Origin of the sequence: Pseudomonas syringae KCTC 12500 (assembly GCF_000507185.2) — a bacterium.
In the GTDB taxonomy this organism is placed as follows: domain Bacteria; phylum Pseudomonadota; class Gammaproteobacteria; order Pseudomonadales; family Pseudomonadaceae; genus Aquipseudomonas; species Aquipseudomonas syringae.
Genome location: NZ_AYTM02000002.1, coordinates 5,153,825 through 5,178,739, shown reverse-complemented (window position 1 = coordinate 5,178,739; position 24,915 = coordinate 5,153,825). Strand labels below are relative to the sequence as shown.

At 60.2% G+C, this 24,915-nt stretch carries 23 protein-coding genes; 8 read left to right on the top strand and 15 right to left on the bottom strand.

Annotation, left to right across the window (positions count from 1 at the left end):
- The first annotated feature begins 200 nt into the window (after window positions 1-200).
- A complete protein-coding gene (locus tag V476_RS23175) occupies window positions 201-3,185 on the top strand; it encodes an ATP-binding protein (RefSeq protein ID WP_032629035.1) in 2,985 nt (994 codons plus the stop codon).
- The gene (locus V476_RS23170; RefSeq protein WP_003420894.1) at window positions 3,182-3,559 is read left to right on the top strand and encodes a response regulator; all 378 of its coding nucleotides are present in this window, start codon (window positions 3,182-3,184) and stop codon (window positions 3,557-3,559) included. The genes V476_RS23175 and V476_RS23170 overlap by 4 nt, the downstream gene beginning before the upstream one ends.
- Window positions 3,560-3,581: 22 nt before the next feature.
- On the opposite strand, the gene V476_RS23165 is transcribed toward V476_RS23170, so the two are convergent.
- From V476_RS23165 to V476_RS23150, 4 genes are all read right to left on the bottom strand, one after another.
- Entirely contained in the window at window positions 3,582-4,319 is a 738-nt protein-coding gene (locus V476_RS23165) for a DUF72 domain-containing protein (RefSeq protein WP_024959808.1), read from the bottom strand.
- Complete coding sequence (locus V476_RS23160; RefSeq protein ID WP_003318400.1) at window positions 4,319-4,750, bottom strand: hypothetical protein; 432 nt, start codon at window positions 4,748-4,750, stop codon at window positions 4,319-4,321. Before V476_RS23160 ends, V476_RS23165 begins: the two co-directional genes overlap by 1 nt.
- A 174-nt stretch (window positions 4,751-4,924) precedes the next feature.
- Window positions 4,925-5,785 carry a CAP domain-containing protein gene (locus tag V476_RS23155; protein ID WP_024959807.1) on the bottom strand — a complete coding sequence of 287 codons (861 nt, stop codon included), beginning with the start codon at window positions 5,783-5,785 and terminating at the stop codon, window positions 4,925-4,927.
- 116 nt (window positions 5,786-5,901) lie between these two features.
- The gene (locus V476_RS23150; protein ID WP_003349168.1) at window positions 5,902-6,144 is read right to left on the bottom strand and encodes a hypothetical protein; all 243 of its coding nucleotides are present in this window, start codon (window positions 6,142-6,144) and stop codon (window positions 5,902-5,904) included.
- A gap of 206 nt (window positions 6,145-6,350) precedes the next feature.
- On the opposite strand from V476_RS23150, the gene V476_RS23145 reads away from it, so the two are divergent.
- On the top strand, window positions 6,351-7,658 hold the full coding sequence (locus tag V476_RS23145; protein WP_024959806.1) for an APC family permease: 1,308 nt from the start codon (window positions 6,351-6,353) through the stop codon (window positions 7,656-7,658).
- Between the two features lie 90 nt (window positions 7,659-7,748).
- Here V476_RS23145 and araH read toward each other — a convergent pair whose 3' ends face one another.
- From araH to V476_RS23125, 4 genes are all read right to left on the bottom strand, one after another.
- Window positions 7,749-8,714 (bottom strand): L-arabinose ABC transporter permease AraH, encoded by a 966-nt coding sequence (araH, locus tag V476_RS23140; RefSeq protein ID WP_004403886.1) that lies wholly within the window; start codon window positions 8,712-8,714, stop codon window positions 7,749-7,751.
- Window positions 8,715-8,754: 40 nt separating this feature from the next.
- Window positions 8,755-10,278, bottom strand: a complete 1,524-nt coding sequence (gene araG, locus V476_RS23135; protein ID WP_024959805.1) for an L-arabinose ABC transporter ATP-binding protein AraG — start codon at window positions 10,276-10,278, stop codon at window positions 8,755-8,757.
- A gap of 54 nt (window positions 10,279-10,332) precedes the next feature.
- Window positions 10,333-11,346 carry a substrate-binding domain-containing protein gene (locus tag V476_RS23130; RefSeq protein WP_024959804.1) on the bottom strand — a complete coding sequence of 338 codons (1,014 nt, stop codon included), beginning with the start codon at window positions 11,344-11,346 and terminating at the stop codon, window positions 10,333-10,335.
- 183 nt (window positions 11,347-11,529) lie between these two features.
- The gene (locus tag V476_RS23125) at window positions 11,530-12,402 is read right to left on the bottom strand and encodes an SMP-30/gluconolactonase/LRE family protein (protein WP_024959803.1); all 873 of its coding nucleotides are present in this window, start codon (window positions 12,400-12,402) and stop codon (window positions 11,530-11,532) included.
- Window positions 12,403-12,681: 279 nt separating this feature from the next.
- Here V476_RS23125 and V476_RS23120 point away from each other — a divergent pair, with 279 nt between their 5' ends.
- Entirely contained in the window at window positions 12,682-13,830 is a 1,149-nt protein-coding gene (locus V476_RS23120) for an aldose epimerase family protein (protein ID WP_003420913.1), read from the top strand.
- Window positions 13,831-13,880: 50 nt separating this feature from the next.
- Here the strand turns inward: V476_RS23120 and V476_RS23115 are convergent, their stop codons facing one another.
- From V476_RS23115 to V476_RS28655, 4 genes are read right to left on the bottom strand one after another with little or no spacing between them, the layout of a single operon-like run.
- On the bottom strand, window positions 13,881-14,777 hold the full coding sequence (locus tag V476_RS23115; protein WP_003349192.1) for a metal ABC transporter substrate-binding protein: 897 nt from the start codon (window positions 14,775-14,777) through the stop codon (window positions 13,881-13,883).
- Window positions 14,778-14,788: 11 nt separating this feature from the next.
- The gene (locus tag V476_RS23110; protein ID WP_024959802.1) at window positions 14,789-15,658 is read right to left on the bottom strand and encodes a metal ABC transporter permease; all 870 of its coding nucleotides are present in this window, start codon (window positions 15,656-15,658) and stop codon (window positions 14,789-14,791) included.
- Window positions 15,655-16,401, bottom strand: coding sequence for a zinc ABC transporter ATP-binding protein AztA (aztA, locus tag V476_RS23105; RefSeq protein WP_016568024.1), 747 nt, complete (start codon window positions 16,399-16,401; stop codon window positions 15,655-15,657). Before aztA ends, V476_RS23110 begins: the two co-directional genes overlap by 4 nt.
- The gene (locus tag V476_RS28655) at window positions 16,398-16,544 is read right to left on the bottom strand and encodes a hypothetical protein (RefSeq protein ID WP_154219799.1); all 147 of its coding nucleotides are present in this window, start codon (window positions 16,542-16,544) and stop codon (window positions 16,398-16,400) included. The genes aztA and V476_RS28655 overlap by 4 nt, the downstream gene beginning before the upstream one ends.
- Window positions 16,545-16,757: 213 nt before the next feature.
- Here V476_RS28655 and V476_RS23100 point away from each other — a divergent pair, with 213 nt between their 5' ends.
- The 3 genes from V476_RS23100 (at window position 16,758) to V476_RS23090 (ending at window position 19,878) form a co-directional block, all read left to right on the top strand.
- Complete coding sequence (locus tag V476_RS23100; protein WP_003405604.1) at window positions 16,758-17,978, top strand: putative DNA modification/repair radical SAM protein; 1,221 nt, start codon at window positions 16,758-16,760, stop codon at window positions 17,976-17,978.
- Complete coding sequence (locus tag V476_RS23095; RefSeq protein WP_003348380.1) at window positions 17,975-18,814, top strand: TIGR03915 family putative DNA repair protein; 840 nt, start codon at window positions 17,975-17,977, stop codon at window positions 18,812-18,814. The genes V476_RS23100 and V476_RS23095 overlap by 4 nt, the downstream gene beginning before the upstream one ends.
- A 218-nt stretch (window positions 18,815-19,032) precedes the next feature.
- Window positions 19,033-19,878 carry an NAD-dependent protein deacetylase gene (locus tag V476_RS23090; RefSeq protein WP_024959801.1) on the top strand — a complete coding sequence of 282 codons (846 nt, stop codon included), beginning with the start codon at window positions 19,033-19,035 and terminating at the stop codon, window positions 19,876-19,878.
- On the opposite strand, the gene V476_RS23085 is transcribed toward V476_RS23090, so the two are convergent.
- Window positions 19,875-22,238, bottom strand: a complete 2,364-nt coding sequence (locus tag V476_RS23085; protein WP_024959800.1) for a DNA polymerase II — start codon at window positions 22,236-22,238, stop codon at window positions 19,875-19,877. The genes V476_RS23090 and V476_RS23085 overlap by 4 nt on opposite strands.
- 223 nt (window positions 22,239-22,461) lie before the next feature.
- Between V476_RS23085 and V476_RS23080 the strand changes: the two genes are divergently transcribed.
- Window positions 22,462-22,902 (top strand): CBS domain-containing protein, encoded by a 441-nt coding sequence (locus V476_RS23080; RefSeq protein WP_024959799.1) that lies wholly within the window; start codon window positions 22,462-22,464, stop codon window positions 22,900-22,902.
- Window positions 22,903-22,955: 53 nt separating this feature from the next.
- Here the strand turns inward: V476_RS23080 and V476_RS23075 are convergent, their stop codons facing one another.
- Window positions 22,956-23,501 (bottom strand): DUF4174 domain-containing protein, encoded by a 546-nt coding sequence (locus V476_RS23075; protein ID WP_003318380.1) that lies wholly within the window; start codon window positions 23,499-23,501, stop codon window positions 22,956-22,958.
- Window positions 23,502-23,625: 124 nt separating this feature from the next.
- Window positions 23,626-24,828 (bottom strand): aspartate aminotransferase family protein, encoded by a 1,203-nt coding sequence (locus tag V476_RS23070; protein WP_024959798.1) that lies wholly within the window; start codon window positions 24,826-24,828, stop codon window positions 23,626-23,628.
- Between the last annotated feature and the right edge of the window lie 87 nt (window positions 24,829-24,915).

Here is a 24,915-nt window from a genome sequence, read left to right as displayed (position 1 = left end):
GTCTCCACGCCGCACTTTCGCGGCAACCTCGCATTTTCTTGCGCTGTCCATCCGGGCCGCTGGCCGCCCAAATTCCCGCTGCGGCCGACAAAAATCCATCTGAATCGCGTTTAGCGTCGAACGACTGCACGTCGTACCAAGCAGTGGCTGGCTGTTCCCGGCTGAAACACCCTGTGGAGTTCACGCAATTGATCAAGGACATGCTGGATGCAAAGCCTGACGCAGCGCTTGAGGCTGCGCTAGCCGAATGTGCCCGAGAGCCGATTCGTGTTCCTGGCGCGATTCAGCCGCACGGCATCTTGCTCAGCGTTGCAGGCGCTCCCCTTTGCATTGAACAGGTCAGCGCCAACTGCGCAACAGCACTCGGGATGACCGCTGACGAGTTGCTGGGCAAGCCTCTGTCATGGCTGCTGTCGCCTGAACATTCGGCCCTCATCGCCCATGCGTACAGCCACCCCGCTGCCCCGAACCTGGACCCGATAAAACTGACGCTCGGAACCGCCCACTACAGCGCCTCGCTGCAGCGTATCGACGATGTCCTGATTATCGAGCTGGAGGACTTCGTAGAAACCGATCACGGGCAATCCAGAATCCTTGCCCGGGTATTGCGCAACCTGCAGGCCGCCACAACGCTGGAAACGCTGTTCGATATCAGTGTGCACGAGATTCAGACGCTTACCGGCTACGACCGGGTCATGATTTACCGGTTCGAGCCCGAGGGCCATGGCAAAGTCGTCGCCCAGGCGCTGACCGGGCCATTGCCCAGCTATAGCGGCCTGAACTTCCCCGGTTCGGACATTCCCGCCCAGGCGCGGGAACTGTATCGGCTGAACTGGATTCGTGTGATTCCGGACGCCACCTACGTTCCCGTGCCCCTGATACCGACCTTGCGTCCGGCAATAGGGCTACCGCTCGACCTGGGTTTCTCGACGTTGCGCAGCGTGTCCCCGGTGCATTGTGAATACCTGAAGAACATGGGCGTGCGCTCGTCAATGAGTATCTCGTTGCTCGATGGCGGCGAGCTCTGGGGCCTGGTTGCCTGCGGTCACCCCGAACCGTTGCGGGTGTCCAGAGAGCTGCGCGATGCCTGCGCGATGATCGGTCAGTTACTGTCGGTGAAAATTTCCGCCATTGTCGCGACCGATGTGCAGCGCGAGCGGGAAGCGAAAGTTGCCCTGCTCGGACAACTGGCAGACGCCATGAGTCGCGCCAATCATGAAGTGCTCGACGGACTGGTCAGCCGGCCCGAGCTTCTCATGTCGCTGACCCTGGCAGACGGTGCGGCTGTGTTGATTGACGATCAGGTTCATCTGTTCGGCACCTGCCCTGCAATCGAACAAGTGCGTGAGCTGTACACCTGGATACGCGACACCGGCCTAGCGCATCAACGCACCAGACAGCGGGCGACGGGCTTGCAGGGTCTGGGGGTTTTCCACACCAACTCCATGCAGAGGGAGCTTGCCGCCAGCGCCGTTTACAGAGACGTCGCCAGCGGCGTCATCGCGTTCACGCTACCCAAGCCGATTGATAACGCTGTCATGTGGTTTCGTGCCCAACTCTCCTCCACGATGAACTGGAGCGGCGACCCGACCCACCACGTCAGTACCCGTCCGGAGAGTCCCGCGAGTCATCGTCTGCATCCAAGGCAGTCTTTCGATGTCTGGGAGCAAGAGGTTACCGGCATTGCCAGGCCGTGGTCGCGCGCAGATCTCTATGGCGCTGAAGACATACGTCGCTCTGCTCTGGAAAGCGATCTGGAGCGTCAGGTGCAGCGCGAGCAGGAGGCGGTTCGTTTGCGTGATGAACTGGTCGCCGTGGTCTCCCATGACCTGCGCAACCCAATGTCGATCATCATTATGCAGTGCGGCATGATGCAACGCTGGGCGTTGGGCGACACGCACTTCGAAAATCGCAATATCCGCCGTGCGCTGGGCACCATCGAGAAAGCCACGACGCGCATGAACAGCCTGCTGGAAGACCTGCTCGATACCGCGCAGATCGAAGCCGGCCGTTATCAGCTGTCGCGCCTGCCGCTGAGCGTCACCAGCCTGCTGGAAGAAGCCTGCAGCCTGCTGGTGATGCTGACCACCGAAAAGAACATCGAGCTCAACTGCACCGCAGCGCAAGGCCTGGTGGTCGATGCGGACCCGGAACGAATCTTTCAGGTACTTTCCAACCTGGTCGGTAACGCCATCAAGTTCACCCCGAAAGGTGGTCGGATCAACATCGATGCGGTCGCCGATCAGCACGAAGTGCTGTTCAGGGTGAGTGATGACGGGATCGGTATTCCGGTCGAACACCTGCCTTTCATTTTCCAGCGCTACTGGTCCGTCAAGGAAGGCAACCCACGCGGCAATGGCCTGGGACTGTATATATGCCAGGGCATTGTCACGGCTCACGGCGGGCGTCTGTGGGCTGACAGCTCACTGGATTCGGGAAGCGTATTTTCTTTCACCCTGCCCATGCATCAGGGGCTGGATACCGTTGGCGAAACGACATTTTTAAAGCAGAGCGGTACGACTCACCGGCTGGCGCAGTCCATTTCCAGCAAACTGGAACGCCAGCAACTGGAAGATCGTCTGACCCGCGCCGGGTTGCTGAATGAACTGAACCATCGAGTAAAAAACACCCTGGCAACCGTCCAGGCCATAGCTTCTCTTACTGTCAACAGCTCTGCGTCACTGGAATCCTTTCACAAGAGCTTCGGTGCGCGCCTGTTCGCCCTGAGCCAGGCGCACGATGCACTGGCGCGTGCAGAATGGATTTCCACCGAACTGGTCGACCTGATAGAGCAGCTGCAGGAGGTGAACTCGGGGGCACACAGGATCTGTTTCGAAGGCGACCCGGTGACCCTGGAGCCGCGTTTTTCACTGACGCTCTCCATGGTGCTCCATGAACTGATGGCCAACGCAGTGCAACACGGTGCGCTTTCTTCAGCAGCAGGTCAGGTGGCAGTGAGCTCGACGCTGACTGCCGCCCCCTCCCCGCCCACGCTGAAGATCGAATGGAAGGAAACAGGCGGACCGCCGGTCGTCGCAACCACTGTGAAAGGCTTTGGCTTGCGCTTGATACGCCGCAGCATAGAGCGAGAACTCAAAGGCCAGGCCGACATTCAGTTCGCCCGTACAGGGATCATCTGGTCAATGCTGATTCCCTGGCCAGACAAACCGGAAAGCCACTTATGAGCTCAGAATCGAACGACCAGACCTCGCTCCCCAAAGTGCTGTTGGTGGAAGACGAGACCATGCTCGCCATGTTGATGGAAATGCTGCTTGAGGATCTGGGTTTCGCGACCGCTTACCACGCCAGCACGCTGAACGAAGGCATTGAATATGCACGTAACGGCGAGTACGACCTGGCCATCCTGGATATCAACATTATCGGCGGTAACTCGTTCCCGATAGCCGCCGCCATTGCCGATCGCGGCATACCCTTCATGTTTTGTTCCGGTTACGGGCGGCTGGGGATCCCCGACACGTGGCTCGACCGACGTTGCGTTGCCAAACCGTTCAGTGCCGAGCAACTGAGCGAAGCGTTGAGTGAGCTGCTTCAGGTCTGACCACCGCAGCCGCTCTTGCCCGTTACTCAGCCCTATTGCACTTAACCAGTGCCTGCAGCGCGAGCGCGTCACCCACAGCGGCTCCGCTGGCCGTGTTGTCAAAGATGCACCAGGTCTCGATTCCCTGTGCTACAGACGCTGACGCTCGCCCGGCCAAGCCTTCCAGATGCTCGACGGTATAGGCGCTGTGATAAATTTTCGGTGCACCGTGCAGGCGCCAGTAGTGAGCACCCTGCCACCCAACGGGCAGGTGCCCATCGCTGATCACTGAAGGATCGGCAGCCACCTGCGCAATGCGATGCTCGATCAGCAGCCCCTGAGCCTGCCGCCAGGATTGATGGCGCGGTTCCAATACCACCCTCCCGGCGTACTGATTGCGTAATGCTTTGAAAAACCCTTCAGCTATCTGTGGTGCATAGTCCAGAGAGGGCGGGAGCTGGACCAGCAGACAGCCCAGCTTGTCATCCAGCGCAGTGCATTGAGAAAGGAACGTAGCTAGAACGGCCTCGCACTCGCGCAGACGGAGTTCGTGGGTAATGAGTTTCGGCATCTTGACCGAGAAGCGAAACCCGGCGGGCACCGACTGCGCCCAGCGTGCGTAGGTCTCGGCACGATGTGGACGATAGAACGAGCTGTTGATCTCGACCGCGTTGAAGCGCGAGGCATAGCGCTGCAAGTGGCTGCCTTCGTCAGGGAAGTCGGGCCAGTGCTCACGCGCCAGGCTCCAGCCTGCACAGCCGATATAAAGTCCCGGCATCATCAATACAGCACCTTGCCGGCCTCACGCATGAAGATTTCAACGGTCTTGGGGCCGACACCGGCGAACTCGCAGAGTCGCTTCTCGAAGTGCGCCTGGTCCTCACTCACCTCGCGGATTCGACCTATCTTGCCCGCATAATCGTCATTGAGCTTGGCGCACAGCGCAGACAATCTATACGCCGTTGACTCGTCGTAGCGCACGTAATGAGCCTGCCCGAGCATGGCGACCAGCTCTCGGTGGGTACAGTGAGCAAGCTTGCGCGGGGTGTCGCGCTGGTGTTTTTCGACGATAACGCGATAGGCCTCGCAGGCAATGTCGGCCTGAATGCGCTTGCCCATCAGAAAGCTGGCAACGAACCACTTGAACAAGGCCTTTTCGAGGTTCTCGCTGAAACAGATATTCAGCTCTGCAGCATCAATGGTTCGTTTCATGACGTCTGTTACACCTCGCTGACGTTGCCACCGGACACACCGTTCAAGCGCGCCTCTTGTGGTACAACCGACCCTTGCTCATCAGCGAGGGTTTTCAAATAACATCGAACGGGCGACAAACGGTATTCAGATTGACTGCCAGGTGTTCCAAGTCGCTGCGGTGCTGGCTGCCGATCAGGGCGCACCAAACAGCATGGTCCAGTACACACCGTAATCAGCGTTGGTAGCCGTCGCATAGGCCGCGCCGACCTCGGTAAACATCGGGTTCATCAGGTTGGCGCAATGCCCCGGGCTGGCCAGCCAGCTCGCCATGGCCTTGCTGGCCGTGCTCTGCCCTGCAGCAATGTTTTCACCGATCTGCCGTCCGCCGTAACCGGCAGCACGCGCGCGGTCCGCCGGCGAGTCATTATCAAAACCGCGATGGGTAAAGTAATTCTCGCTGGCCATCGACTGGCTGTGCCCCTGCGCGGCGGTTTCCAGCGTGGTATTCCAGCTCAACGGCCGAGCCGACGGAAAAGGCCGCTTGCCACACATGCGTGGCTTGGCACGCGCGGCATTGACCTGCGCCAGCAGCGCCCGGCCAGCGGAGCGCGCGTCTTCAAGGCTCTCGTCGATCAACGGCTTCGCCAGCACTACACGCCAGTCACCACCCTGCCGAGTGATGCCGATGTCAGCGTATTGCGGGTCGAGCAACGCGCCGCAGTAGCGGCTACTGAGCATCTCGAACGCTGCATCGGCGCTTTGCGCGCCGGCCAGTCGCAAGGTCCGCACAATGACCGCCTGATAGCCGGATGCCTTGAGTGCGTCACGTAAGTTACCACTGAAACCGATGGGCAATGCCACGCTGGAATTGAGCGCCAGGGCTCTGGAGATGTTTGTCGTACGCGCTTCGCAACGCTGCGGCTGGCCGCGAAAATCATTGATTGCCTGGACCAGTCGCTGCTCTTCGGCAGCACTGACAGGGCTCGCGTACAGGGGCAACAACGGGACCAGGTACAACCAGATACGCCAGGAACAACGGGGCAGTGCGGGCATGAGAACGGACTCGGAGAGGAAAAGGCGTGGCATGCATGTCAGAGCCCGAATAAGACCCGAAAAAGCGCTCATGGTTCACGCTGCACACTTGAGTACGGTACCGCCCCGCCATGCGCTCAAAGCTTGCCGATCTCGCCAGTGGCCTCACCAATGCTGGCAAGCGTTACTTCCATATCATCGATAGCCTGTTCAAGTGCCACGAACGATTGTTCAATGACCTCCCTGTCGTCCACTGTCTGATGACCGCGCAGGCTCTCTGCACGCTCGAGTTCACTGAGCTGCAGATCAGCCACTTGCTTGCGTAACGATTGCAGGGTTGCCCAGACTGACCTGAACTGTTGCTGGCTGCTATGACTCATGTTCGCCTCTTGGCTGATCCGTCAAATGTCTCATTGAGACCCCTCCCCGACGCAATGCTCCGCCTTTTTTGCCAACAGCGTTCATTTCAGCATCAAGCCGGCAAACAGTGCCGCTGGTCCAGGCCAGCCGCCATCGTTTTGAATTTACCTGTCGCGCGACGCTCTGCTGTTGATACCCGCATCTGTAGAGAAAGGAATCCTTGACCATGGCCACTGCCGAGACTTCATCGCTGCGCCGGGCAATCACGGCGCCCATGCTGACCCTGTTCATCCTTGGCGACGTGCTCGGGGCTGGCGTCTACGCATTGGCCGGCACGATCGCCGGACGCGTCGGCGGAGCCATCTGGGCGCCCTTGCTGATTGCCCTGTGCTTTGCCTTGTTGACTGCAGCGTCCTACGCCGAACTGGTGACCAAATACCCGCGTGCGGGTGGTGCCGCGGTGTACGCCGAAAAAGCCTTCGGCAAGCCGCTGCTGTCGTTTCTGGTTGGCTTTTCCATGGTCGCGGCAGGTGTTACCAGCGCTGCCGGGCTGGCCGTTGCGTTTGCCGGCGACTACTTCCAGGCACTGGTCGACTGGCCTGCGCAATGGGTCTGTGTGGCATTTCTGGTCATCGTCGGCCTGCTCAACGCACGCGGTATCAAGGAATCGCTTTCAGCCAACCTGGTCATGACGGTCATCGAGCTGAGCGGTTTGCTGATGGTCATCGCAGCAGCAGTGTGGTTCGTCAGCCAAGGGCAAGGCGTGCCGCAACGGGTGTTCGAACTGGACACCGCCTCACCTGCCACGGCGATTCTCGGCGCATCGCTGCTGGCGTTCTATTCGTTCGTGGGGTTTGAAACCTCGGCCAATCTTGCCGAAGAGATCAAGGACGTGCGCAGGGTCTATCCACGTGCCCTGTTCGGCGCGCTGCTGGCGGCGGGTGCGGTGTACATGCTGGTTGGCGTGGGCGCGGCGATGGTCCTGCCCGTTGATCAATTGAAAGATTCGCAAGCCCCCCTGATGGACGTGGTCAGTGCCTCGGGGCTCGGCATACCTGCGCCGTGGTTTGCAGTCATTGCGCTGATTGCGGTAGCCAACGGCGCGCTGTTGACCATGATCATGGCCAGCCGACTGACCTTCGGCATGGCTCGCGAAGGCCTTTTACCTGCGGTGATGGGTTCGGTGCTGCCCAAGCGGCGCACGCCGGGGCTGGCGATTCTGGCGACCACTCTGGTAGCCATTGCCCTGTCCTTCACCAGCACCCTGACCATCCTCGCCGAAACCGTCGTGCTGTTGCTGCTCTTCGTGTTTCTCAGCGTGAACATCGCCGTGCTGGTGCTCAAGCGCGACAAGGTCGAAGCCGGGCACTTTCAGGTGCACTGGGTTATCCCGCTGCTGGGCATTCTTTCGTGCCTGTTGCTGCTCACTCAGCAAGGTCCGGAAACCTGGCTGCGGGCGGGCATCATGCTGGCGGTCGGTGCTGCGCTTTACGGACTGACCCGGCTGGGCAGCTCAGCGCTGGCGTCGCAGTAGCCACACTTTTGGCGGTTGATGAAGCGCAGTAACAGACTGAATCAGGTATGAAGCCGGGAGCTGGTTCAAGAGAGCCAGCGCCCGGACGACTCAGCGCCTTTTCATGCGGTCAATGATCACCGCCAGCAACAGGATCGTGCCGCGGATCACATACTGATAGAAGGTGTCGATGTTCTTCAGGTTCATCGCATTCTCGATAATCGCCAGAATCAGCACCCCGGCGATCACATGACGGATCATGCCGATGCCGCCACTCAGCGAAACCCCGCCCAATACGCAGGCAGAGATGATCGTCAGCTCGAAGCCCTGCCCGATCATCGGCTGACCCGAGGTCATGCGTGAAGCCAGCACCACACCCGCCAGCGCACCGACCAGGCCGTGGACGGCGAAGATGATGATCTTCGTACGGTCCACGTGGACACCCGCCAGCAGCGCGGCTTCCTGGTTGCCGCCGATAGCCATGGTGTTGCGCCCGTAAGTGGTGTAGTTGAGCAACCAGCCGAAGAATATGAAGCAGGCGATGGTGATCAGAATCGGTACTGGCACGCCGTACACCTGACCATTGCCAAAGATGAAGAAATCCTCGTTGGAAACGCCGACTGCCTTGCCGTTGGAGAAAATGTACGCCAGGCCGCGCACGATCTGCATCGTTGCCAGAGTCGTGATCAGGGCATTGATGCGCAGCTTGGCGATCACGATGCCGTTGATAAGGCCCACGACCAGCCCGAGCGCCAGGGCTGCAGAGACGCCAAGAAACACACTGTCGGTGTCGCGGATGACGATACCGGCGATCACCCCGGAACAGGCCAGCACCGAACCGACCGAGAGGTCGAAGTGCCCGGACGCCAGGCAGAAGAGCATGGTGCAGGCGGCGATGCCCACGGTGGAAATCGCCAGGCCCAGGCCGCGCATGTTCAGCGGCGACATGAAGTTATCGATGAACACGGCACACAGCAGGAAGATCCCCACGGCCGCCAGGAGCATCACCCAGTCATCGGCAAAACGACGCAGGTTCATGCCCTGACGGGGAGCCTGCAGGCTGGATTCGGTAGACATACGCACCTCTTTTTTATTGTTCATGGTCAGGGACCGATTTTCAGCCGCGCGTGCGAGGCAGAGCCAATTGCAGGAGTCGCGACTCGTCAGCCTCGTCGCGATTGAGTTCACCGGTGATTGTGCCTTCGCTCATCACCAGAATGCGGTCTGAAATACCCATCACTTCCATCAGATCGCTGGAGACCACAATCACCGCAATACCGTCCGCGGCCAGGTTGTGAATGATCTCGTAAATCTCGGATTTGGCCCCGACGTCGATCCCGCGAGTCGGCTCGTCCAGCAGCAGGACTTTCATGGGCATCGACAGCCAGCGGCCAAGAATCGCTTTCTGTTGATTACCGCCCGAGAGGTACATGATCTGCTGCTCGGGCGATGGCGTCTTGACGTTCATCGACTTGATCTGGCTGCGCGCATTGTCACGCTCCCAGCGGCCCTGAATCAGGCAACCGAGATTCACATGCCGCGGACGCGCACCAATGTTGATGTTCTCCGCGACGCTGGACAAAGGCACGATGCCTTCCTTCTTGCGGTCCTCGGGGCAGAGCAGGATGCCGGCCTCGATGGCATCACGCGGTGACTTCAGTGTCAGCGGTTTGCCGTCCAGTTGCAGGGTGCCTGCAGAGCTGCGGGTAAGCCCCGAGAGCAGGCGAAACAGCTCGGTACGACCGGCGCCGACCAGACCGAAGAAGCCCAGCACTTCGCCTTTCTGCACGGCAAAAGTGACCGGCTCATGAAGGCCCGGCCCCAGCAGACCGGTAACCCGCAGGCTTGGCCCCTGATGCTCGCGCGGACGGTAGTTGTAGATGTTCTGGATATCGCGACCGACCATGCAGGTCACCAGTCGGTCATGGTCGAGATCGGCCATCTGCTCGAACGTCTTGACGAAGCGTCCGTCCTTGAACACCGTCACCGCGTCACAGACACGGAAGATTTCTTCCATGCGATGCGACACGTAAAGAATCACTCGGCCCTCGTCGCGCAGGCGCACGATGATTGCCATCAGTCGGTCGATCTCACGCGCCGACAGGCTGCTGGTGGGCTCGTCGAAGGCGATGACGTGGGCATTGCGCGACATGGCCTTGGCGATCTCGACCAGTTGCCGCTGGCCCAGCGAGAGGTCGCCCAGACGTGTGCGTGGGTCAATCTCGTCAGCCAGCCCTTTGAGCAGCTCGCCGGCGCGGCGATACATCGCACCGCGATTGATCAGGCCGAAGCGATTGGGCATGTGCCCGAGCAACAGGTTCTCGGCAACGGTCATTTCCGGCACCAGGTGCAGTTCCTGGTGAATCACCGCCACGCCCGCCGCAATGCTCTCGGCGGTGGACTTGAACTGATAGCTCTGCTCGCCGATCTGCAAGGCGCCGCTGTTGGGCTGATAAGAGCCGCCGAGAATTTTCAGCAGCGTGGATTTACCGGCACCGTTTTCACCCATCAACGCATGGACGCTGCCGGGGCGCGCTTCGAAACTGATGTCCGAAAGCGCCTTGACGCCGGGGAAGACCTTGCCGATGCCGTTGAAGCGCAAGGCACCGCCTGTGGCGTATTGCTCGATAGCCTGTTGCATGAACCAATCTCCTCGCACGTGTGAGGGGCCTGAACACCAGGCCCCTCGTTCAGCTCACTTCCACAGACCACGCTCGGTCAGTATTTCCTGGAAGTTGGTGCGCTTGATCAGTGTCACGTCGTCCAGGGCGGTGTACTTGGGTGGTTCTGTGCCCTTGGTGGCCCACTCGTAAACATGCAACGCGGTGTCATAACCCTCTTTGCCAGGGTTCGGCAACATAGAGCCAAAGAAGCCGCTTTTTTTCTTCTTGAGTTCGTCGATCGCATCGGTGCCGTTGATACCGATCCCGATCACGTTGTCTGCTTCAAACCCATTGGTAGAAGTCGCACGTACCCCACCCAATACGGTGTTGTCGTTCATACCGCCGATGATCAGCCTTTTGGCATCGCCTGGCAGTTTTGGCAGCGCCGAGTTGGTGGCGTCCATGCTGCCTGGCACATCGAGGGTTTTCTGTGCGGTGAAGACAATATGGTCTTTCGGCAAGCCGGCTTCCTCAAGCGACTTCACCGAACCATCCGTGCGTTTCTTGCCGGTATCCAGCTCGTTATAAGTGTTGATGATCGCGTAGGTGCCCTTCCAGCCATCCTCGTCCCACTTGCGATTTTTCGCTTCCTTGGCCATTTCGACACCCTGCTTCTGGCCTACTTCAAAGGCAGCCATGCCCAGGTACGGCACGTCCTCCATGAAGTTGCCCTTGGCATCGACAAAGCGATCATCCACGGCCATGACTTTCAACCCCAGCGCTTTGGCCTTGGCCACGATCGCAGGGCCGAGCGACACGTCCGGCGGGCAGATCACGAAACCCTTGGCACCGTTGGCGGCGAGGTTATCGATAGCGGTCAGGGTCTTTTCACCGTCTGGCACGGCAATCTTGATGACGGTAAAGCCATGCTCCTTGCCGGCTTTTTCGGCACCCGCCCATTCGGCCTGGAACCACGGTTCTTCAGCCTGTTTGACCAGAAAGCCGATTTTGACTTGTTCGGCAGCGGAAGTGATGCCACTCATGCCCAGAATGGCGGTAGTGACGGCGACACAGCACAGGGAACGAATCCCGTGACGACTCAACATAGCTAGCTCCTTATTTTTATTGAATAGCTACAGCGTTCAGCGAGGTGGCGGTCGAGAACGCGAATGCGTCCGAAACCGGTCAAATAGTCATACCATATAACGGGTGACTGCTATGTAACCTAATGTCACCCCTGCATCTACCCTCATGCTGCCGCCAAAAAAGACGGCGGCGCGACACGCTTGTCAACCGGCGAAACGCTGACACGGCGTGCCCTTGACGCCGACCTGCGCCATCAGCAGCGCACCGTCGAAGCGACCCTTTGCATCGGCAGGTGCGGCACTGGTGACGTACAGCGTTTCCAGGTCAGGACCGCCGAATACACAACTGGTGGGATGGCTGACTGGTAACTCGACAACCCGGTCAACGCTGCCATCCGGGGCAAAACGGATCAGGCAATTGCCACCCCAGCGCGCATTCCAGACATACCCTTCGGCATCCATCGCCGAGCCGTCGGGTGAGCCTCGATGGTGTTTTGCCGCCCATACCTTGCGTGGCCCCAAAGCACCGTCTGCGAGCACCGGATAGTGATAAATGACGTCGTCCAGGGTATCGGCGCTGTACAGCACGCTACCCTCTTCATTCCACAACAGGGTGTTGACGATCCCCTGCCCGTCCAGCAAACGGGTCACGCGAGCATCAGGCTCAACGCGGAACAACCCGCCTGAACGACGCACCAGAGGCACGTCGCCGCCCTCGGCATCGATGTTGTTCTGCATGCTGCCAAGCCAAAGGTGGCCGCGTGCATCGCAGCGGGCTTCGTTGGCGCGATTGCCGGGAGTGGGGTCTGCCACGCAGAACGGCAGCAAGGAAGTCTTGTCGGAGTCCAGGTCCAAACGATAGACGCCGCTGGCCAGTGTCACCAGTGCATCACCCTGCTCGGTCGGAATAAAGGCAGAGACCGGCTCAGGCATGCGCCATTGGCGGATCTGTCCGGCGACCAGCCGACACACCAGAAACCCGGAAATGTCGACCCAGTACAAAGCCTGCTCCTCGGCATCCCAGAAGGAGCCTTCGGCCAGCTTGAAGCGGTGCTCGGAAACGGGCAGCCAGTTCATGAAAAATGTCCTTTGTTATTGTTGTAAAGGCACTTTTGGATATTTGTGTCGCTGTCTTGTCCAACCTCTGCCTGCGCCGCTGCATTGCTCGGCGTCAGGCTGCATGGCAAAAAAACCGGCAGATCGGCTAAGGTGAGTCACAAGCCTTCAGCGACGATGGCACTACTAAATAGTATTACAATTTATTTTTCAAGCTGCATTTTATAGGCTATACATCCATGCATCGGCTTGAATCCGATCAAATAGTCTTACCAATAACAATAAAAGCAGGCAGATCAGATGAAAAAACATGCGCTCCTCAGCACCCTTGGACTGTCCTTGATGATCAGCACCCTGACCGCACAGGCCGCGGCACTCTCCAGCGAACACAGCACGTTTGGCCAACTGCCCGACGGCTCTGCCGTCGAAAAATACACCCTGCGCAACAGTCACGGCGTGCAGGCCAGCATCATCACCTACGGCGCGACGCTGCAATCGCTGCTGGTGCCTGACAAGGCCGGAAAGGTCGAAGACATCGTCCTGGGTTTCGACGATGTGCAGGGCTACCAGAACAACGGTACTGTTTATTTCGGCGCGACCATCGGCCGCTTCGGCAACCGGCTGGCAGGCGGCAAATTCAGCCTGGATGGCAAAACCTATCAGGTCCCGCTCAACGACAAGACCAACGCGCTGCACGGCGGCACGCAGGGCTTTGACAAGCGCCTGTGGAAGGCAGAAGAAACCAAGACCGGTGATTCGGTCGGCGTGAAACTGACCTATCTGTCGCCGGACGGTGAGATGGGTTTTCCAGGAGCCCTGCTGACCGAAGTGACCTACAGTCTGAACGAAAAGAACGAGCTGAAGATCGACTACCGCGCCACCACCGACAAACCGACGGTGCTGAACCTGACCAACCACAGTTATTTCAACCTGGCCGGCGCTGGCAGTGGTGATGTGCTCAAACAGGTCGCCACCCTGCACGCCTCGCACTACACCCCGGTCAACGACAAGCTGATCCCGACCGGCGAACTGCCTGCTGTGGCTGGCACGCCCATGGACTTCCTCAAGCCCACCGCGTTTGGCAAACACATCAAGGATGACCATCAACAGCTGAAATACGCCGAACCCAAGCAAGGCGGGTTTGATTTCAACTGGGTGCTCGACACCAAGGGTGACGTGAAGAAACTGGCCGCCGAGGTCAGCGATCCGCAGTCAGGCCGCAGACTGCAACTGTTCACCACAGAGCCCGGCGTGCAGCTGTACACGGGTAACTTCCTGGATGGCAGCATTCACGGCAAGGCAGGCAAGGTCTACCCGCACTGGGGCGCCTTTACCCTGGAAACGCAGCACTACCCCGATGCACCCAACCAACCGAAATTCCCCAGCACCCGACTGGATCCTGGCAAGGCCTACACCCAGACCACTGTGTTTAAATTCCTCAACGACTAAAGCGTTGAGCTGCCCGGCGCCCGCAATCAGGGCACCGGGCAGCTTCAGGCTTACTGATTGCGCTTCATTGCCGCAGTCAGAGTATCGACGTTGTAACGGAACATCTTGGCGTAGGTTGGCGCCGGGCCGTCGGCTGGCGACAAGGACTCCACGTACAGTTCACCCCCTGGTTGAGCGCCACTGGCTTCGGCTATCTGCTTGACCAGACGCGGGTCGCTGGAGTTTTCAAAGAAGTAGGCACTGACATGTTCGGTCTTGATCTGACGGATCAGTTTCGACACATCGGCGGCCGACGCCTCAGACTCGGTAGACAAGCCCAGCGGCGACAGGAAGGTCACACCATAGGCATCGCCAAAGTAGCCGAACGCGTCATGAGAGGTGAGGATCTTGCGTCTGGCAGCCGGAATCGAACGGATCTGATCGCGAGCGTAGGTATCCAGTTGCTGCAACTCAACGATGTAGCGATCACCATTGGCCTGATACACGCTGGCCCCTTCCGGATCGGCTTTCTTCAGCGCCGCGACGATGTTGCGCACATAAATCACGCCATTGGCCGCGCTGTTCCAGGCATGCGGGTCGACAATGCGTTTGCCGTCCTCATCCATGCTGCGCGTCTTGATGCCCTCGGACAGCACCACCGGCTGCCCCTTGTAGCCTGAAGCCTTGATGAGACGATCCATCCAGCCCTCCAGATGCAGGCCGCTGACAAATGCCAGATCGGCGTTTTTCAGCGCCTGGGCGTCACTCGGTGTCGGCTCGTAGACGTGAGGATCGCCGTTCGGACCGATCAGCGATCGAACGTGCACACGTTCACCGCCTACCGTACTGACCATATCGGCAATGACCGTGAACGAAGCAACGGCTTCCAGCGGTTTGGCCTGGGCGAGGCTGGCGAATGCCGACAGCGCCAGTGCAGCCAGGGAACTCAACATCATCAATCGTTTCATGACGTACCTTTTCAGTGAGCCAGGTGAGGTTTGGGGAACAGCCGACGCACGATGCCCGTGCGCCCGAACAACAGGGAGATGCCGTAGAACGCACTGGCCGTGAGCACGATGGCCGGCCCCGAGGCGACGCCTAGGTGGTAGGAAACGATCAGCCCGATCAGCCCGGACAAGGTCGCCAGCAGCGTCGAAATCACCATCAAGCCACTCAGCGAGTTGGTCCAGAAACGTGCGGCGGTTGCCGGCAGCATCATCATGCCCACCGCCATCAGCGTGCCCAGCGCCTGAAAGCCTGCGACCAGGTTGAGCACCACCAGCAGCAGAAACAGAACGTGGTACAGCGAGCCGCGCCCGCCGACCGCGCGCAGAAAGCCCGGATCGAAGCACTCCAGCACCAGCGGCCGATAGATGATCGCCAGCAGGATCAGGGTGAAGGAGGCAATGCTGCCGACCATGTAAATAGCGGTGTCATCAATGGCCAGAATGGTGCCGAACAGCACGTGCAGCAGATCGACGCTGGAGCCGTGCAGCGAAACAATCAGCACCCCGGTGGCCAGCGAGGTCAGATAGAAGCTGGCAAAGCTGGCGTCTTCGCGTAACGAGGTCAGTCGACTCACCAGACCGGACAGCAAGGCCACTGCCAGCCCGGCGATCAGGCCGCCGAACCCCATTGCCGGCAACGACAGCCCGGCGACCATGAAGCCCACCGCTGCGCCCGGCAGCACCGCGTGGCTCATCGCATCGCCCACCAGGCTCATGCGCCGCAACATCAACAGCACGCCGACCGGTCCCGAGCCGATGCCCAGAGCCAGACACGCCACCAGCGCGCGACGCATGAAACCGAATTCGATAAACGGCTCAACCACCAGGCTATAGAGCATCATGCGTCGTCCTCGGCATCACACAACAAGGCATCCGGGCTCCAGTACTCAGCCATGTTGCGCGCCTTGCGCAGGTTGGCAACGCTGAGCACTTGCGCTGTCTCGCCCCAGGCGATGGCTTCGCGAGCCATCAGCAAGGTTTGCGGGAAGTGCTGACGGACCTGTTCGATATCGTGCAATACGGCAATCACCGTGCGCCCCTGCCCGTGCCAGGCACGCACCAGCTGCAACAAATCACGCGTGGTGCGCGCGTCGATGGCGGTGAACGGCTCATCCAGGAGGATCACCGAAGCGTCCTGCAACAGCAGTCGGGCGAACAGCACCCGCTGAAACTGACCCGATGACAGCGAGCCCACGCTACGCCCTTCGAACCCCTCAAGGCCGACGGTCATCAGCGCCTCGCCGGTCAGACGCGCATGATTGCGCGTCAGACTGCGGAACGGACCGATACTGTGCCAGGCGCCCATCGAAACGGTATCGGCGACACTCAGTGGAAAGCTGCGATCGATTTCCGCGGCCTGCGGCAGATAGCCTATCGTGCGGGTTGCAAGACGCCCCCGGTCGACGCGTCCCTGAGCAGGCTTCATGGTTCCGGCGATGGCCTTGATCAGCGTCGATTTGCCCGCGCCGTTAGGCCCGACGATAGCGGTCAGGCTACCGGCCTCGAAGCGCCCGCTGATGTGGTGCACGGCCGGACGGCGTTCATACGCCACCGTAAGGTTTTCCAGAGCGATGGCGGCACTCATGGAACTGCCACCGACCAGCCAATGGCCAGCCAGAGCAATGTCAGTATCGCCAGGGAAAACAGGACCCGCTTCCAGGCCGCCTGGGCCAGCACGGAGCCTGCTATCGAAGCGCTTGCTGTCGAAGCGTCAGAAGGATTTTTCAAGTAAAAATAACCCGCAACTATTTGTTACAGTATTACATACCAAACGTGCAAGTGTTATTAAATAACGTTCATGCTGGCACCTTGCTTTCCAGTCGTGCAGATAAACGCCGGGACGGATCCGATTCGGCATCGCCTCGCAGAACTCCGCCGTGCGGTACTTGTGACACTGCACGCACCCCTATACTGTATATACAAACAGTCAAGGGGCACTTCATGCAGCTTATCGACAAGCTCAGCATTCTGGCAGACGCCGCCAAGTACGATGCGTCGTGCGCCAGCAGTGGAGCACCCAAGCGCAGCTCGCAGGACAAGTCCGGGCTCGGCTCTACCAATGGCATGGGCATCTGCCACAGCTACACGCCGGACGGGCGTTGCGTGTCGCTGCTGAAGATTCTGCTGACCAACTTCTGTCTTTACGACTGCCAATACTGCGTCAACCGTCGCTCCAGCGATGTGCCCCGTGCGCGCTTCACTCCCGAAGAAGTGGTCACGCTGACGCTGGACTTCTATCGCCGCAATTGCGTGAGCGGGCTGTTTTTGAGTTCCGGGATCATTCGCTCTGCGGACTACACCATGGAGCAACTCGTCGAAGTCGCCCGGCTGTTGCGCGAGGTGCATGAGTTTCGCGGCTACATCCACCTCAAGACCATCCCTGACGCCGATCCTGCGCTGATCGAAAAGGCTGGTCGTTATGCCGACCGCCTCAGCGTCAATATCGAGCTGCCGACCGACCTGAGCCTGCAGACCCTCGCACCGGAAAAAGACGTCGCGTCGATCAAGCAAGCCATGCAGACGATTTACACCGGCGAGCAAACGGTGCGCAACGAGCCTCGCTCGCCGCGCTTTGCGCCTGCCGGGCAGAGCACGCAGATGATTGTCGGTGCCGATGCCACCGACGACAGCACTATCCTGCACAGCGCGCAGTCGCTGTACAGCAACTTCAAGCTGCGCCGGGTCTATTACTCTGCGTTCAGCCCGATACCCAACAGCCCCAACAGCGTTCCGCTCGCGGCACCGCCCCTGATGCGCGAGCATCGCCTGTATCAGGCTGACTTTCTGCTGCGCGGCTATGGTTTCACTGCCGGTGAACTGCTCGACGGCCCCGGTGATCTGGCGCTGGACATCGACCCCAAACTGGCCTGGGCGCTGGGCAACCGACAGGTTTTCCCCCTGGATCTGAACCAGGCCGACCCGGCACTGATCGCCAGGGTGCCGGGCATTGGCATCCGCACCACGCAGCGGCTGGTCGAGTTGCGCAGACAACGGCGCATCCGCTACGAAGACCTCACCCGCATGCGCTGCATACTGGCCAAGGCCAAGCCGTTCATCATTACCAGTGATTACCACCCGCCGCACGCGGAAACCACCAGCGAGTTCCTGCATCACCAGTTGCGCGACCGGCCTCAGCCTCAGCAAATGGGCCTGTGGGGATGATCTGCCTCGACTGCGACGACCTGTTCGTCACCTGGCGGCAACAGGCGCGCTGGCTGTTGAGTCACGAAATCGACCCCAGTCAGGTCAGCTGGAAGTCGCCGGATGCCGCCGATCTGTTTGGCAGTGAGGAAGACTACCCCAAAGAAGCCGGGCCGTTTCAGGCACGGGTTCCGCTGGAGCTGGTGCAACTGCTGGAAAGCGCCTCGCGTTACCGGGGCGATCAGCGCTGGAGCCTGCTGTACGAAGTCTTGTGGCGCGTTACCCATGGGGATCGCACGGCGATGATGGCCGGTGACAGGCTCGGCAGTGAATTGCATCGCCGCCTTAAATCGGTAAGGCGCGAGGCCCATCATCTGCACGCCTTCCTGCGGTTTGTCGCGCTGCCGTCCGTGGCTGACGACGAAGCCCTGATGCGCCCGCAGTACGTGGCCTGGCACGAACCGGCGCACGATATTCTGCTCAGTGCCAGCGAGCATTTCATCGGCCGCATGGGTCAGCACCGCTGGATGATCGCAACGCCTCAGGACGGCGTGTATTACGACGGCCAACAACTGATTCATGAGCGACGCTGCCCGCAAGCCTGGCAGACCATGGCCAGGCAGGTGGAAGACCCGCATGGCGAACTGTGGCTGACCTACTATAGCCACATCTTCAATCCTGCGCGCCTGAACCCCAAGGTCATGGAAGGCCACTTCCCTTCGCGATTCTGGAAGAACCTGCCGGAAGGCCCGCTGATTCCGGCCCTCATCACCCAAGCCCGCACCGGCAAGCAGCGTGATGGCCAGGCTAGCGACATCGCCGCCAGACGCGGCAAGAAGATTGCGCTGAAGGACTGAGCGCGAGGGACAGAGCCCTCCTCACCTGCCCGTTACGGACACACGCCCCTCGCGTCGGAGCACAGTGCCCTGACCGACGACGTAGCGATCCGCTGCCAGGACCCGCGATTGAACCAACCTCTGCCACGGCGGCTCACAGCTGTGGCATCCGCGACGCTGCCTGCACGCCAGATGATAATGTGACCCGTCACAAGAGGCAGGCCACCCGAGGTTCAAACATGCTCGACAGCCCAACCCGACATCTGCTCGACACGCTATGCCAGACGATGGCCGACAAACCGTTTCTGGTGGTGACCGGCGCAGGCATCAGCACCGCTTCCGGCATTCCGGACTACCGCGACAAGGATGGCGTGCGGCGCGGCAAGCAGCCGATGATGTATCAGGAATTTCTCGGCAACCCTGCAGCGCGCCAGCGCTACTGGGCACGCGCTATGCTCGGCTGGCCGCGGATACGCGCGGCACAGGCCAATGCTGCGCACCGGGCCCTGGCTGCGCTGCAGGCTAAAGACACTATCACGGGACTGATCACCCAGAACGTCGACGCACTGCATGCGCAAGCCGGCAGTCGGGACGTCATTGAGCTGCACGGCAGTCTGCACCGGGTACTGTGTCTGGATTGCCAACAGCGCAGCGAGCGGGCAGCCATTCAAGAGCAGATGCTGGAGCAAAACCCTTATCTGATCGGCGTCCACGCAACACAGGCACCGGACGGCGACACCCTGCTCGACCCGGCTTTCGAGGCCAGCTTCAAGGTGCCCAACTGCCCGCACTGTGAAGGCGACAAGCTCAAGCCCGACGTGGTGTTCTTCGGCGAAAACGTCGCCGCGCAGACCGCTGCCAAGGCTACGCAGAGTGTCGAGGAGGCCGAAGGTCTGCTGGTGGTCGGCACCTCGCTGATGGCCTGGTCGGCATTTCGCCTGTGCAAGGCCATGGCCGAACAGGGCAAGCCGGTCATCGCCATCAACCATGGCAAGACCCGGGCCGACGAACTGCTTGAAATGAAAATCGAGGCGTCCTGCGAGCAGGTATTGCCGTGGCTCGCTGAGCAGCTGGTTTCGCGCTAGAACAGCCCTAACTGCCCACCAATCAGGGTGCTGAAATCGTCGTCCACGAAGGGCAGGATGGCATCTGCCAGCGGTTGCAATTGACGAGTCACGTAGTGATCGTAGTCAATCGGGGCGTGACGAATTTCCAGCGGCTCCGGCCCGGCGGCGGTCATCACGTAGCTGATCCAGCCGCCACTCTGATACTGACGCGGTCGGCCCTGCTGGTCGTTGTATTCATCGGCCAGCCGCGCGGCGCGCACATGGGGCGGCACGTTACGCTGGTAGTCATCGAGCTTGCGACGCAAGCGCTTGCGGTAGATCAACAGGTCATCCAGCTCGCCTGAAAGGGTGCGCTGCACGTAGTCACGCACATAATCCTGATACGGCTGACGCTTGAAGATCCGCAGGTACAGCTCCTGCTGAAACCGCTGAGCCAGCGGCGACCAGTCGGTGCGTACGGTTTCGAGGCCCTTGTAGATCATCTCTTCGAAACCGTCAGCACGGGTCACCAGACCGGCATAACGCTTCTTGCTGCCCTCCTCCGCACCGCGCACGGTGGGCATCAGGAAGCGCCGAAAATGCGTTTCGTATTGCAGCTCAAGGGCACTGTGCAAACCGTACTCGGCGTGCAAGTGCTCGCGCCACCACTGGTTGACCTGCTGCACCAGCGCCTTGCCGATGCTTGCTGCCTCTTCCTGCCCATGAGGGCGACCCAGCCAGACGAATGTCGAGTCGGTATCGCCGTAGATCACGGTGTAGCCCTGCGCCTGAATGAGGTCGCGGGTCTTGAGCATGATTTCATGCCCGCGCAGGGTGATCGATGAAGCCAGGCGCGGATCGAAAAAACGGCAGCCGCTCGAACCCAACACACCGTAGAAGGCATTCATGATGATTTTCAACGCCTGGGACAAGGGCGCATTCTTGTCGCGCTTGGCGGCTTCCCGCCCCTGCCACACGCGCTCGACAATGGCTGGCAGGCTGTGACGGGTGCGCGAAAAGCGCGCGCCGCGAAAGCCTGGCACCGACTCGCTGTCCGCAGGATGCCTAAGGCCTTCGATCAAACCCACTGGATCAATCAGAAAAGTACGAATGATCGACGGATAAAGGCTTTTGTAGTCCAGCACCAGCACCGACTCATACAGCCCTGGCTGGGAATCCATGACAAAACCGCCAGGGCTGGCCTCCGGCAGGCGCTCGCCCAGGTTGGGCGCAACGAAACCCTGGCGATGCATCAGCGGGATATACAAATGGCAGAACGCCGCAACCGAACCACCACTGCGATCGGCAGGCAGGCCGGTGACCGTGGCGCGCTCGAGCAGAAAAGTCAGCAATTGGGTCTTGGCAAAGATGCGCGTAACCAGTTCGCAGTCCTTGATGTTGTAACGTGCCAGCGCCGGCTTGTCCTCGGCGAACATGCGGTTGATTTCGTCCATGCGCTGATAAGGCGTGTCGATAGCCTTGCCTTCGCCCAGCAGGGTCTGCGCGACGTATTCAAGGCTGAACGACGGAAAACTCCAGGTCGCCGAGCGCAGCGCCTCGATTCCGTCGATGATCAGCCGGCCGCTCACGTCGGCAAAAAAATGGTTGTTGCGACTGCCGTGCTCACGCCAACCCATCGCTTCACCACCACGCCCGAGCCTTAATGGCACTTGCAGGCGCTGGGCATGCTCATGCAGCACGCGCAAATCGAACTGGATAACGTTCCAGCCGATAATCGCGTCAGGGTCGTGCAGCGCCAGCCACTCGTTAAGGCGCTCGAGCAACTGCGCGCGGGTATCGCAATAGTCGAGCTGAAAATCCAGCGCCTCGTCGCCACCATTGACCGGGCCCAGCATGTAGACCTGGCGCTGACCACAGCCCTCCAGCGCAATCGAATACAACTCGCCGCGGGCCGTTGTTTCGATATCCAGCGAGACCAGCTTCAGGTTGGGACGGTAATCGGGTGCCGGCTTGATCTGCGCGTTGCAGAGCACGCCATCGGCATCCGGCGTGCCGCCAAACTGCACCGGCGCAGTGATGAAGCGCTCCATCAGGTAGCGTTCTGGCGGTCGAATGTCCGCTTCGTAGACGTCTACATTGCCCCTGCGCAGCAGCTTTTCGATATTCATCAACTGGCGGTGCTGCTGGCAGTAAACACCCAGCACCGGGCGGTGACGGAAATCACAGAGTTCCAGCGGGCGCAGCTCCACGCCACGCTCGCTACGCAACAACGATCGGGCTCGCTCGCCCTGATCGGCGGGAATAAAGGCAACCGAGGGCTGGCAAGGCAGGCGGATATGGCGCGGGCCCTGATCGGTGGCCAACCAGAAGTCGACCTCGGTCCCGGCGGGCGTGTCTTGCCAGTGCCGACTCAGGATAAAGCCCTGCTGTACATCCAACGCTGTTACCTCGACCGCCCGGTGAAACGAATGATTCTACTTGGCTATGAGGCCAAAGGCGCGCCTGACAGGCGAATTAACGGCACATTGAGGGCGCGGATAATTGATTCCTCCTATTCCCGTGATCCTTATTTACTGCTTGCTCGTTTCTGCGTGCTGGATGATTCTGTAGTGGTTCTGGCAATGCACTACAGCCATCCAGGTCCCGATCACGGAGAGCCCCATGAAAACCGTCGCCCAGCTACTGAAATTGAAAGACCTGCAGAACCAGCAAGTGCATACCATCGGACCGGATCAGATGGTGCTCGAAGCACTCAAGTTAATGGCTGAAAAGAACATCGGTGCGCTGCCGGTAGTCGAGGGCAACGTGGTGGTCGGCGTCATCAGCGAACGTGACTATGCGCGCAAGGTGGTCCTCAAGGGGCGCTCGTCGGTGGGTACACCGGTGAGGGACATCATGAGCAGCAATGTGATCACTGTCGACTCGCAGCGCAGCGTCGAGGCGTGCATGGGCATCATGACCGACAGCCACCTGCGCCACCTGCCGGTCGTGGAAGGCGGACAGTTGCTGGGCCTGCTGTCCATCGGTGATCTGGTCAAGGAAGCCATTGCAGAACAGGCTAGCCTCATTCAACAGCTCGAGCAGTACATTCGCGGCGAATGAACTGAGCAACACATCAGGCGCAGCGCGCTATCGCCGCGCGCCACGCCGTTCACTCAGTCGTCCAGCGTCTTGCCAGGCGCCCCGCCCTTGACCGGCTTGCCCGGTTTTTCGGCCGGCGCAGGTTTGGCTGGCGGCTCGGGAGCAGGTGCTGCGGCTTCCTGCTCGCGCATCGGCATCTGATCGATAGTGGCGAAGATTTCCTTGGGGTCTAGCGATTCCGGATTTTTGAGAGTCTTATCGACCTTTTTCTCGCCGTCCTTGCCCACCAGAATGACCTTGGTCCCCGCCCCCGCCCCGAGCTTAAGCTCACGGATCAATGCCATGGTCGACTGCGGGTCCATGCTTTTGCCGTCGCGCTCGCCCATGGTGTTGACCACTGTGAACAACACCATATTGCGCTGTGCAAAGGCCTCACGGTTGGCAGGCTCATCCAGTGACTTCTTGAGCTTGACCAGCACCGGATCTATGGTGCTGGGAGCGATGATGATCAAGGGACGCGACTTGCCGCGCTCCTGTGCCAGAGGGCCGTCGTTGTCAGCGGCAAGCGCTGTACCGGCAGCGACAAACAGGGTGGCGAGGGTCAGGGACCGGATTAACATGGTGGGCTCCTTTCAAATCCATTGGGTAGCCATCGCGTACAGACCGACACGATGCTGGTCTGTTCTACCGCATATGGGTCATCCCGGTACAGCCCGATGTAGTCCTTTTCCTTAATCCGTTGCGTCAGGCCGAGCGTACAAACGAACGATCACAGGCGCTGTCGAGGCTCGCCGCCAGGCCTTGGACAATCTGCGCCACTTCCGCGGCGTCCAGCACCAAGGGCGGCAACAGGCGGATGATTTTGCCCCGAGTGACATTGATCAGCAGGCCATGTTGCTCGGCTGCAATGCGTGTCAGTTCAGGTATCGCCTGGCGCAGTTCGATACCGATCATCAAACCCTGGCCACGAACGTCCAGCACGTTCGGGTGAGCACCCAGTGCATTGCGCAGCCCGGCCAGCAACTGCCGGCCTTGCAGTGCGGCGTTTGCCACCAGCGCCTGTTGTTCGATGATATCGATCACCGTGCAGCCGACCCGGCAGGCCAGCGGATTACCGCCGAAGGTACTGCCGTGGCTGCCGGGCGTGAACAGTTGCGCCGCCCTGCCCCGCGCCAGGCAGGCACCGATCGGTATGCCGTTGCCCAGCCCCTTGGCCAGGGTCATGACGTCCGGGACGATACCCTCATGCTGAAAGGCAAACCACTTGCCGGTCCGGCCCATCCCGGTCTGGATTTCGTCGAGCATCAACAGCCAGTCACGCCGCGTGCAACGCTCTCTCAAGGCCTTGAGATACCCGGCCGGTGCCATCTGCGCGCCGCCCTCGCCCTGAATCGGCTCGACCAGCACGGCGCAGATCCGATGCCCATAGGTCGTGCAAACCTTGTCGAACGCCGCCAGATCGCCAAATGGCACCTTGATGTAATCGCCGGGCAAGGTACTGAAACCCAGGCGTACGGCCGGCCCGTCGCTGGCCGACAGTGTGCCCAATGTGCGGCCGTGAAAGGCGTTTTCCATGACCACGACCAAGGGCCGTTCGATGTCCTTGTGCCAGCCATGCAGACGCGCCAGCTTGAGCGCCGTCTCGTTGGCCTCGGCACCGGAATTGTTGAAAAACACCGCGTCCAGCCCCGACAAGGCCGTCAGTTTCTGCGCAAGGCGCTTCTGCCAGTCGACGGTGTACAGATTGGACGTGTGCAACAGCAGGCCCGCCTGATCACGAATCGCCTCGACCAGCAGTGGATGCGAGTGCCCCACGTTGGTCACAGCCACGCCTGCCACGGCGTCCAGGTACTCGCGCCCGCCCTGGTCCCACAGACGTGTGCCCAGACCATGGGTGAAACTCAGGGCCAAAGGTTGGTAAGTGCTCATCAGGCAGGTGGCGGTCATGAGGTGAAGCTCCTTGGGTATGTTTCGGTTTTTGCAGTATCGTTAACCACCCCAAATGGATAAACAGCGAAATACTTCAATCATTTT